At 38.0% G+C, this 12204-nt stretch carries 5 protein-coding genes; 2 read left to right on the top strand and 3 right to left on the bottom strand.

Annotated features, from left to right (window positions below; all coding sequences use genetic code 11):
- Nucleotides 1-55: 55 nt before the first annotated feature.
- From pnuC to DHW03_RS15890, 3 genes are all read right to left on the bottom strand, one after another.
- On the bottom strand, nt 56-718 hold the full coding sequence (pnuC, locus tag DHW03_RS15900) for a nicotinamide riboside transporter PnuC (protein ID WP_109926836.1): 663 nt from the start codon (nt 716-718) through the stop codon (nt 56-58).
- Nucleotides 719-1259: 541 nt separating this feature from the next.
- Nucleotides 1260-4139: a DNA gyrase/topoisomerase IV subunit A gene (locus DHW03_RS15895; protein WP_109926835.1), complete on the bottom strand. Its 2880-nt coding sequence runs from the start codon at nt 4137-4139 to the stop codon at nt 1260-1262.
- Nucleotides 4140-4264: 125 nt separating this feature from the next.
- Nucleotides 4265-4762 (bottom strand): cytidine deaminase, encoded by a 498-nt coding sequence (locus tag DHW03_RS15890; RefSeq protein ID WP_109926834.1) that lies wholly within the window; start codon nt 4760-4762, stop codon nt 4265-4267.
- Nucleotides 4763-4909: 147 nt separating this feature from the next.
- Here DHW03_RS15890 and DHW03_RS15885 point away from each other — a divergent pair, with 147 nt between their 5' ends.
- Nucleotides 4910-9904 (top strand): translocation/assembly module TamB domain-containing protein, encoded by a 4995-nt coding sequence (locus DHW03_RS15885; protein ID WP_109927216.1) that lies wholly within the window; start codon nt 4910-4912, stop codon nt 9902-9904.
- A complete protein-coding gene (gene tamL, locus DHW03_RS15880) occupies nt 9888-12200 on the top strand; it encodes a translocation and assembly module lipoprotein TamL (RefSeq protein ID WP_109927215.1) in 2313 nt (770 codons plus the stop codon). The genes DHW03_RS15885 and tamL overlap by 17 nt, the downstream gene beginning before the upstream one ends.
- The last annotated feature ends 4 nt before the right edge of the window (nt 12201-12204 follow it).

Raw genomic sequence — 12204 nt, 5'->3', positions numbered from 1 at the left:
ATTCGATTTAGGGAATAATTTCAATTTAGGTTCCGATTAACTGAATTTGGAAAACTTAATTAGCGATTGCCATTTTTTTGTTGTTGATGATTTTCTTCCAATCTAGGTATCCAAAAATGGCAACGATAAACAAAAAGGTGGTTAAGCAGCCCATCATGATGTATTTTTTGTGAATCAACAAGGGTATGGCTACAATATTGGAAATGTTCAGAAAGATCCAATTTTCGATTTTTCGCTTTGCCAATAGCCACATTCCTGCCCATGCAAAGGCAGATACAAAGGCATCAGCAAATGGCACATCAGATTTTGTAAAGTAGATATCGGTTCCATTGATGATAAAATGTTCGGGCAGGTTAATCAATAGCGTATAGAACACGGCAAAGCCAATGATGGAAATTGATATGGCAATAATCCATTCCTTCCTTGTTGAAGCATACACCTCTTTGTGATGATGGTTCTCTTTATTTTTCCAAATCATCCAGCCATACACACTCATAATGAGGTAGTAAAAATTAAGAATAATTTCTGCGTAAAGATTGGCTTTAAAAAGTAAAAACATCCCCAATAAAATAGAGACAATTCCGGTTGGATAGAGCCAAATGTTATTTTTTTTGGCCAATAATACTTCAGATACGCCAAAGCCTACGGCCAACCATTCGATAATTGAGGTGTTTAAAATCTGCTCTTGAAAAAGCCTAATCCAATCTTGAAAATTCATTTACAATCGTTTTTGCTAAAAGCCAATACATAAAATTGGAAACTGCTTTCAGGGCGAAACAGCATTGTAAAATTAACCTCTTCCCTACGTCGGCATTATCCGAATCAGGTCGTATGAGGTAGTGGTTTAATTTGCGTAAAAGCAGAAAGATTAATCTTCCACACCTTAGCCATTAGACAGCTACCTCTTTTTGGGTATAATCTCAGCCAATTAAGTGCAACAGAAATTGCAAGCTTAAAAAGCACCCCTTTGAGTAAGGCAAATATAGTTTTTTAACTTAATGATTCGAATTTTTATTCTGCTTCCGCTTAATTGAGCTGGGTGAGATTAAAATTTGGGGCGTTCTAAAGCTTAAGGGACTCTAAAAACCAACCCTTGATTTTCCCCGCATGCAAATCACAACTTTATGTAAATACCTTATCCGCCATTTCGACCTTAGTTGAGAAATCTTTTAAAGGATGTTTTCTGTTTTTGGTTCAAAGATCCCTCCATTCCGCCGCGCTGCAGTCGGGATGACGGATTAAGGCAGCTGCGCTCCAATCTAAAACAAGCCCAATTGCCCTTTGTCATCAATATCAATGTCGTCTGGATTGGTAATCTCGAAATCTACTTTTTTAGCTGGCTTCTCCTCAACTGGCTTTTCGGCTGCTTGAGGTTGCTCTTTTTTTACAAGTTCGGGTTTTAAAGTTTCCACTGGTTTCTTTGCAATCGGCTTGTCATCCTCAACAACTTGCTTAGTCTTTGCTGGCTCAACAGCAGGCGCAGGTATGGTTTCAATAATCTCTTCTTCAGATTTTACGGTTTTAATTTCTTCTGCCACGGATTCCGCAGTTACCGCCTCTCTCTCGGTATCAATATTTTCGTCTATCGAGTTATCCGCTCCACCAGACTCCTGTTCCTCAGATTCTTCAATAGCCGCCTCTGGCTCTTCCAAAACTACTTTTTGAACATCATGCGGCGATAATCTATTTCCGTTTGCTTTTAAACCCTTCACATCAATCAGTTCAGATAAAGTAAGCTCCAAGGTTTCTGGTATTTGAGTTTTCCCTTTTAAAACATCAACAATAACTTTTGATGCTGGATTTGCGGTTAAATACAACAACCTTGATTTTGGTTCTTCACTAATGAAAATGGTTTTGCGCCCAATAGACTGAAGCTCAAATACAAAACGTTTAATGAAATAATTTTGTGCCTTACCCTCAAAATGAACCGCAGCAAATACTTTTTCCGGATCGAATTTTTGGATGAGTATCAATCCATCATCAAAGTGATTGCTCAACTCAAAAGAACTTAGTTCGTAGTAGCCATCCTTATGCACCTGCAAAATGCGATCGTCTCCATCAAATTCGCCCAAGTACTTACCTCTTCCGTCCACATTGAGGCGTTTTAATAAATCATCGTACCAAATTTTTAAGCCCGATAAGGTAGAAACGCCCTTACTTTTTAGTGTAATTTTTTTAACTGGATATTTTGAAATGATGTTTCCTTGCGAACCACGACCTTTAATTGCAACCTCTGCGAAATCTTGATCGAACTGAAGCTTACGCAATTTAGAATGCGGTTTCAAAGCAACATTGATAATTTCTGCCTCTCCGTTAGGGTTGGCAGTGAAGTATAGAATTTTTGAACCTTTTGATCCTTTGGTTAAGTCATATTCTTTATCGCGGGTTACGCCAACCACTGCAAAGCGTTTGATGTATGAGGTACCGCTTGCACCATCTTTATAAATCAAATTATAAATGGTACGTTCATCGTTTTTCTTAAACACTTGGGCATGAATAATTCCCTTGCCAACGAAGGTTTTATCTGCAACTTTTGTGATGATACATTTACCATCCTCACGGAAAACAATAATTTCGTCGATGTCAGAACAATCTGCAACAAATTCATCTTTACGCAAGCCCGATCCGATGAAACCATCTTCACGGTTCATGTACAGTTTTACGTTAGCTAGTGCCACTTTAGATGCCTCTACCCGATCAAATAAACGAATCTCAGTTTTACGCTCACGTCCTTTACCGTATTTATCCTTCAAACGTTGAAACCAAGCTATTGCGTAATCGGTTAGGTGTTTCAAGTGATTTTTAACCACTTTAATTTCATCCTCCAGATTTTTCATCTGTTCGTCGGCCTTTTTCACATCAAAACGGGTGATGCTACTCATTGGCTTATCAATCAGTTTTTTAAAATCCTCTGGCAAAATTTCGCGGTAAAGAGAAGGTTTAAAAGGTTCGAAAAGTAGGTGCAATACTTCTACAACCGTATCGAAATTACTGGAATTTTCGTATTCAGGATTTTTGTACATGCCCTCCTGAATAAATATTTTTAATAGCGAACTGAAGAAAATTTTCTCTTGCAACTCGTGCAAGCGGATTTCCAGTTCTTTTTTAAGTAAGCTTTTAGTATGCTTGGTATTCTCAATCAGAATATCGTTAACACTTAAAAAATGTGGTTTATCATCTTGAATGATACAGGTATTTGGCGATATCGAAACCTCGCAAGCGGTAAAAGCGTAGAGCGCATCTATGGTAACGTCAGGTGAAATACCCGGAGCCAAGTGGACAACAATTTCTACATTGGCCGCGGTATTATCTTCAATTTTTTTGATTTTGATTTTACCCTTGTCATTAGCCGATAAGATACTATCAATTACAGAACCTGTAGTAGTGCTAAAGGGCACCTCGGTAATCACCAGTGTTTTTTTGTCTTTTTCGGTAATCTTGGCTCGGACACGAATTCTACCACCCCTTTGCCCTTCGTTGTAGTTGGTGAAATCGGCCATACCACCGGTAAAGAAATCGGGTAGAATATTAGGGCGCACACCCTTTAAGGCTTCAATAGAGGCATCTAAAAGCTCGATAAAATTATGAGGCATTACTTTGGTAGCCAAACCTACTGCAATACCTTCCGCTCCTTGCGCCAACAGCAACGGAAACTTAACGGGTAAAGTAACAGGCTCATTATTTCTACCATCGTAACTTAATTGCCAAACCGTGGTATCGGCATTAAAAACAACTTCGTTTGCGAATTTTGATAATCTGGCCTCAATATAACGAGGTGCAGCGGCACTATCGCCAGTAACTGGATCGCCCCAGTTTCCCTGCATGTCAATCAGTAAATCCTTTTGACCAATTTGCACCATAGCATCGCCAATAGAGGCATCGCCATGCGGATGATATTTCATCGTATTACCGATCACATTAGCCGCTTTATTGAAACGCCCATCGTCCATCTCTTTTAACGAGTGCATGATACGACGCTGCACCGGCTTTAAACCGTCATGAATATGCGGCACAGCCCGATCCAAAATTACGTATGATGCGTAATCGAGGAACCAGTTCTCGTATAAACCGTTAATTGGTGTTATGGTATGCTTATGTTCTTCGTTTGGATTTAAGTTTTGGTCTGATTCTTCACTCATCTATTTACAAAAATTGGCAGCTGTAAATATAATAAAAATGATTTCACAGTGTGAAGTGAGGTTATTCACATTTCAATACCCAAAAATATAGATTGCTACATTAAAATCAACGTTAAGCGATAAAGTTAAGCCTTAGCCCCAGTTAATCGATCTTCTACAAAGGCGAAAGGCAATAAACTCTGCACACTTGGTATTTTCATAATTTCACCATTAAGACAATAAAATATCACGGCTATTGATGAGTTTTGTTTACGCTCGAATTCTGCCATTACCTGCAAACAGCCTCCGCAGGAAGTTACGGGCTGTAAAATTTCAAAGGCATCGGTTTGTGCCGTAATGGCCATGCGCTCAATCGTAGCTTTGGGATAAGTTGCACCAATGGTGAAAAGGGCTACCCGTTCTGCACACAAACCAGATGGATAAGCTAAGTTTTCTTGATTGCTGCCCAATACCGTTTCGCCAGATGCCAAACGAATTGCCGTACCCACTTTAAATTTGGAATAGGGTGAATACGAACCTGTTAGGGCCTGTTCAGCAAGTTGGCACAATGCTCTATCCTGCTCGTCCAACTCTTCTATACCATCGTATTTTTCGAAACTAATATTTAGGTTTACTGATTTCATTTTTAAGGGATTACAAAACCGCCATTGTTAAATTTTTATAGCGGGCGAACAATTTAGGTTATTTTTTGTATTAATTATAAAATTGTGCGGTTAATTAATTTTAATGGCATACTTATAGCCTTTGTAAAACACCAAACTCGCATAGCTTTGAATAAATACGTACGTAAAAGTCTCAAAATTTTACTTTGGGTAATTGCTTCAATCATCATCCTCGTTGTAGGTATAGCCTTATCCTTAAACATCCCAGCAGTACAGAATTTTGTTAAGGGAAAGGCTATTAACTACCTGAAAAACAAAACGAAGACAGAAGTTAGTTTAGAAAGCATTAAAATCGCACTACCAAAGGATGTGGTTTTAAATAAGTTTTATATCGAAGATAAAAAAGGTGATACGCTATTATATGCAGAGAAACTAGCCGTAGATATTAGCTTGTTTAAATTATTAAAAAACACCGTTGAGATTAACAACATTGAACTAAAAAATATACGCGCAAATGTAAAGCGCATAAATCCCGATACAACTTTTAACTTTTCTTTTTTGGTGGATGCTTTTATGAGCGACCAAAAGAAACCAAAAGAGAAAGTCGATCAGGATACCACTTCTACACTAAAATTTTCTGTGGATAAGGTTTCGTTTGAGGATATTGGCATAACCTACCGTGATGATGTTGCTGGAAATGATGTGAAACTGTATCTCGGTGCATTTAAAACAAAAATCAAAGATTTCGATTTAGCCAACCAACACTACGTAATTAAAGAATTAAGTTTAAACAACACTTCTTTAAAGTATTTACAGCAAAAACCGCTTACCCAATTGGTTCAGCACATTACCAATAGCGTAGATAGTAGTGAGAAAGAAAAAGGAAAACTACCTTTAATCGAAGTGGAAAATTTTGCCTTCAACAATGTAAAGGTAAACTACGATGATCAAATTTCGACTACAAAAGCCGTTGCCGATGTAAATGAACTTGGTTTGGTAAACTTGAAAGTAGATTTAACCAATAGTAAATATACGGTTGATGATGCTAAGCTAAATCAATCTAACATCTTATTTGCCTTTAAGCCTGCGCCATCTAACGATTTAAAAAAAGTAAAAGATACAGTCGTGCCTGAGAAATCGCCGCTTGCACTAGTCATCAAAAACATCAGTTTAAATCGAAACAACGTAAAATTCGATAACCTTGGAGCAAAGCCTGCGCCGAAAGGTATGGATTTTAATCACCTAAACATTAAAGGCTTAACCTTGGGTGCGAGTGATGTAAACTATAGCGCTGCCGGAATAAAAGCCAATGTTAAAAATGGTTCGTTAACAGAGAAAAGTGGTTTTGCTTTAAATGAGTTAAGGGGTAATGCAATTTACAACGATAAATTGATTAAGCTCAGCAACTTTGTTTTAAAAACACCAAATACAACGATAGAAAATGCAACCGAGCTCAACTTTACTTCTATGGATGACCTCACCAAGCATCCTGAACGTGTTAAGCTAAGCCTCAACTTTAAAAACACCACAATTGGCTTAAAGGATGCCGGTTATTTTAGTGATGCTATTCCGGCCAATTATCGCAATCAAAAAATTAAGCTCAACGCAGACGTAAACGGATATTTAAATGATTTGAATATCCCGCGCTTGCAAATTAGTGGATTAAGAAACACCCAAATTGACATTAGTGGAAAAGCCAAAGGCTTGCCAGATATTAAGAAAACCTTTCTAGACTTAAACATTAAAAAATTCTACATAACCAAAAGCGATATTTTAGTTGCCGTACCGAAAAAATCTTTGCCCCCAAGTATTGAACTGCCCTACGTGATACAAGCAAAAGGTAATTTCAAAGGTTCGATAACGGATTTTAACACCAACCTGAATATTCAAACGGATATGGGTGGTGCAGTTGTTGTGGCTGGTATGAATGGACCGAAGGGCAGAGAAAGTTACAAGGCCAATGTAAGTTTAAATAATTTTAACGTGGGCAGATTGTTGAAAATGCAACCTAAATTGGGCCGTGTTTCTGCAAAAGCTGATGTGGTTGGAACGGGACTGGACCCTAAAAAAATCAATGCAAAATTTAATGCGAAAGTTTTAAGCGCCTACTATAACAAATACACCTATCGCAATTTAAACGTAGCCGGAAATTACAGCGGACAAAACATCAATATAAAAAGCAGCATGCCAGATAGCAATGCAAATTTTGCTTTGGATGCAAAAGTAAATCTTGCGGGGAAATACCCTGCGGTAAAAGCCAATTTAAACTTAAAACAGCTCAATCTTCAGGCTTTAAATTTTAGCCCAACGGTTTTAAGCGCCGCTGGATTAATAAAAGTTGATTTAAGCACGGCTGATGCAGATTACTTAAATGGATCGGTTGATGTTACTGGCTTACAACTGGTAAAAGATGCACAGCGAATTAATGTTGATACCATTTCTGTTCGAGCAAAATCTACCGCTACAGAAAACCAACTCACACTTAAATCAGAAATTTTATCTGCTAAAATTGATGGAAAATATCAGCTAACGAAAGTTAGCAACGCCATCATCAATGAAATTAATAAATATTATGCTTTTGGCCAGGTAACTAAAATCCCCGATCAACGCTTGCGGTTTTTTGTACAAGTGTACGATTCTAAGTTATTGAAAAATTTTGTACCCGAACTCACAGTGTTTAAGCAATCGCAGTTTTATGGCCTAATTGATACCCAGAAAGACAGCTTGCAAATTAAAGCCAATTTTCCGCAGGTTGTTTATGGCGATTTTAAGGTTGATACAACGGTTTTAAACATCAACAATGATAATAACAAACTTGCTTATGCCCTAACCGTTAAAAGCTTGCAAAGTCCTTCCATTGCCCTATTTAATACAGAAGTAAGTGGGGATGCGGCCAACAACAACCTAGGGGTGAACATATTTTTAAGAGATAGACAGCTGAAAGATAAATATAGAATTGGTGGTATTTTCCAGTCCATCAACAAAGATTTCAAATTCAGTTTAGACCCTCAGAAACTGCTTTTAGACTATCAGAAATGGGTGGTTTCGCCTGACAACTATATCCAATTTGGGCAATCGGGAATTTTGGTCAATCAATTTCAAATCAGCAATAGTGGGCAATCATTATCCATAAATAGCAATCCAACTACGCCGAATGCACCCCTAACTGTTGAATTTAAAGATTTCCAATTGGAAACCTTAACCAAGTTTGCAGAAACCGATACTACTTTAGTTGGTGGCAAATTAAATGGAACGGCAAATGTTAAAGATCTGGCCTCTAATCCAAAATTCGAAGCCAACTTAACGATAGATCAATTGCGTTATCAAAAAGATCAACTAGGAACATTACGTGTTGCGGTAAACAACAATACCCAAAACGCTTTTGAAGTTAACGTAGCCTTAACGGGCGTGCACGAATTAAGGGTAAATGGTTTCTATTACACCGCGCCGCAAAGTGCATTGGATTTAACGGTTAACATCGATAAAATCGAAATGAAAAACATCGAAAGTCTATCGCAAGGTCAGTTAAAAAATGGAACAGGTACCCTAACTGGAGCCTTATCTGTTAAAGGTGCATTAACCGCGCCTAGGATATTGGGCGATTTAACCTTCAACAATGCTGGCATTAAAGTGGCGTACGTAAATTCCTATTTCCGCATGCCTAACGAGAAAATTTCGTTTACCAATGAAGGAATACGTTTTAACAATTTTACTTTGATAGATTCCTTGAATCAAAAAGCAACCATCAATGGGAACGTATTTACCACCGATTATAAAAATTATCGTTTCGGTTTAGATGTAAATATGAACAACTTCAGGGCGATTAACTCGACCGCGGCAGATAACGACATGATTTATGGAACAGTCTTTATCACGAGTAACATTAAAGTTCGTGGAGATTTGAACCAGCCAAGCGTTAACATGAACATCAAGGTCAACAAGGGAACAAAATTCTTTTTCGCTTTACCTTCAAGCGATCCTTCTGTCATCGATCAAGATGGAATTGTTCAGTTTATAGATGCTGATGCACCTCCTTTTAACGGACAAAGAGCTTTAAAGGTAGATAGTGTAAGTAAGTCGCCTATTAAGGGCATAAACTTAGTGGCCGCGATCACTATAGACCCTGAAGCCGAATTGAATGTGGTAGTTGATCCTGCAAATGGCGATGCTCTAAATGTTAAAGGCGATGCAAACTTAAATGCTACAGTGGATCCTAGCGGAAAAATTAGCTTAACAGGTCGTTATGAAATTGTTGATGGATCGTACAATTTATCCGTTGGCCCCTTAGGTAAAAAAGCCTTCAAACTGGTAAAAGGAAGCACCATTATTTGGACTGGCGAACCCACTACAGCAAATGTGAATTTAAGCGCACTTTACGAAGTTAATGCAGCGCCTATCGATTTGATTAATGATCCGACTAACGTTCAGGCGAAAACTAAACTTCCTTTCCAAGTTTATTTAATGATGAAAGGCGAGCTTTTGAAGCCAATCATTTCCTTTAAATTGGATTTACCTGAAAACGAGCGAAATGCATTACAGGGCATTGTGTACACCAAATTGCTCAATGTAAATCGCGATGAAAGCGAGCTTAACAAACAAGTTTTTGCACTATTGGCATTGAATAGATTTATAGCCAATAATCCGTTTCAAAGTTTAGCTGGTGGCGGTGGTGGAGTATCTACCCTGGCACGTGCAAGTGTAAGCAAACTCTTAACTGAGCAGTTGAATAATTTAACATCTGATTTAATTCAGGGTGTCGACCTAAACTTTGGCGTAAATTCATCCGAAGATTACTCTACCGGCTCGTTGCAACAAAAAACCGACTTAGAAGTTGGACTATCTAAAAAACTTTTAAATGATCGGTTAACCGTAACCGTTGGAAGTTCTTTCGCCTTAGAAGGGCCACAGGCACCGGGAGAGAAATCGACAAACATTGCTGGAAACGTTAATGTTGAATATGCACTTTCTGCCGATGGTAGGTATCGATTAAGAGCCTATCGCAGAAATCAAAACGACGTAATTGTTCAGGGCCAAATTATAGAAACTGGCTTGGGCTTTACACTCGTTGTCGATTACAATAAATTCAAAGAAATTTTCCAGAAAAAAAGAATAAGAAGAATCAGAAACCTTGAACAAAAAGCACAAAATGAGACAACTAACTAGACCTTTTTTATTTTTATTGGCCTGTTTAGTTTGGGCAAGCTGTAGCAGTACGAAATCCCTAAAACCTGGGCAAATTTTATATACAGGTGCCGAAGTGAAAATTAATCCAGATTCTTCTGGCAAAATTGATGATGAGAAACAAGTTAAATCTGATTTGGAAAGTAAAACTAGGCCACGCCCTAACAAATCCATCTTAGGCATTAAATACAAATTAGGCATTTACAATCTTGCTGGAGAACCTAAAAAACCAAAAGGATTTAAAAACTGGTTGAGAAAACAAGGCGAACCACCTGTTTTGCTTAGCGAAGTGAAGTTAAAATACAATAATGATGTTTTAACAAGCTATTTATTAAGTGAAGGCTATTTACAGGCTGAAGTTACGGGCGATACCGTTGTGAAGGATAAAAAGGGTAAGGCAATTTACACGGCAGTTACGGGTGATAGATATAAAATTAACAAGATTAATTTTCCACCAGATACAGGGGTGTTAACAAAAATCATCAATGCCAACAAAGATAAAACGCTCTTAAAAACGGGCGATTTTTACGATCTCGATGTGTATAAAAATGAACGAATTAGAATTGATAACGACCTTAAAGAACAAGGTTACTTCTATTTCAGCCCCGATTATTTGATCATGCAAGTTGATAGCACAATCGGAAAAAATCTAGTTAATATTTCAGTAAAGATTAAAGATATCGCTCCAGATGCTGGCTTAAAACCCTATACCATTAAAAACATCAACATCTATCCCAACTATTCCTTGAGACGAGATAGCCTTTTAAGAAATTTAAAGCCGCTTCAATATAACGACTTTAACATTTACGACGATAAAAATACCTTTAAGCCAAGGCTTTTCGATCGCTTGGTTTTTTTCCAAAAAGGTGAGCCCTATAATCGTAGAGATCACAATCAATCGTTAAATAGGATGGTAAACATTGGCGCTTTTCAAGATGTGAGGGCCGAATTTCTGCCAGACAGTTCTAAAAATGCAGAACTCGATCTTAATATTTATTTAACCCCACTGAAGAAAAATTCATTAACATTCTCCGTTACAGGCACGAGCAAATCAAACAATTTTGTGGGATCAGAAGTGAAATTAACGCAAACTACCCGAAACCTTTTTAGGGGTGCAGAGCAACTTGATGTGAGCGTAAGTGGTGGATTTGAAACACAAACTTCGGGTACCTCATTAGGCAAAAATTCCTTGTCGCTAACAGCGGAAGGAAAATTAACCTTTCCAAGATTTATCGTTCCTTTTTACAAGCCAAATAGCACCAACGCATTTATTCCAAAAACCATTGCATCCCTCTCCTATCAGATGCTAAATCGTGGCTCGGAATATACGCTAAATGCATTCAAAGCAGAATTTGGTTATAATTTTAAGGAAAACATTTACAAAGAACATAATTTCAATCCAATTTCAGTAAGCTACATTTCTACAAGCTTTCCAGATGTGGATACACAAGAGAGACTCTATGCAGAAAATCCTCTGCTAAGAACTACCCTAGAAAATCAGTTTATCATCGGCAGCAATTATAATTTTACTTACACCAACCAAATGGAAAATAGCCGCAGAAATAATATGTATTTCTATGGCGGTTTAGAAACTGGTGGCAATGTTTGGGGTGCATTTGTTCCAAAAAATGAAGTGGGCAAACGCACACTCTTTAACGTTCCACTTTCTCAATTTATAAGAACAGAGCTTGATTTTAGAGATTATTATAAAATTAACCGGAACCTCATTTGGGCCAACCGCTTGAATTTGGGATACGGCTATGCTTATGGAAACAGTACCTCGCTACCTTTTGTCAGACAGTTTTTTGCAGGTGGTAGTAACGACATCCGCGCTTTCGCTGCGAGAACACTAGGTCCCGGAACATATAAAGTGCCAGATGATGCAATATTTTCGGATCAGGGTGGAGACATAAAACTAATGTTAAACTCCGAACTTAGATTTAAAATTGTAAGTATTCTTTATGGAGCACTCTTTGTAGATGCAGGAAACATTTGGTTGAGAAAAGAAGATTTGGGTGTACCAGGAACCACAAATCTTGGTAGACCAGGATCGGGCTTTAAACTAAGCAACGCACTTAACGAATTGGCCGTGGGTACTGGCGCAGGCGTACGCGTAGATGCAACCATTTTTGTGATTCGGTTAGATGTTGCCTTTCCAGTGCGCAAACCTTACCTGCCTGATGGACAACGCTGGGTACTCGACCAAGTTGCTTTCGGAAATAAAGATTGGCGAAAACAAAACTTAATCTTTAATATTGGGATTGGCTATCCATTTTAAATTT

The sequence above is a fragment of the Pedobacter yonginensis genome, assembly GCF_003173595.1.
Taxonomy (GTDB): Bacteria; Bacteroidota; Bacteroidia; order Sphingobacteriales; family Sphingobacteriaceae; genus Pedobacter; species Pedobacter yonginense.
This window is presented reverse-complemented; position numbering and strand designations above follow the sequence as displayed.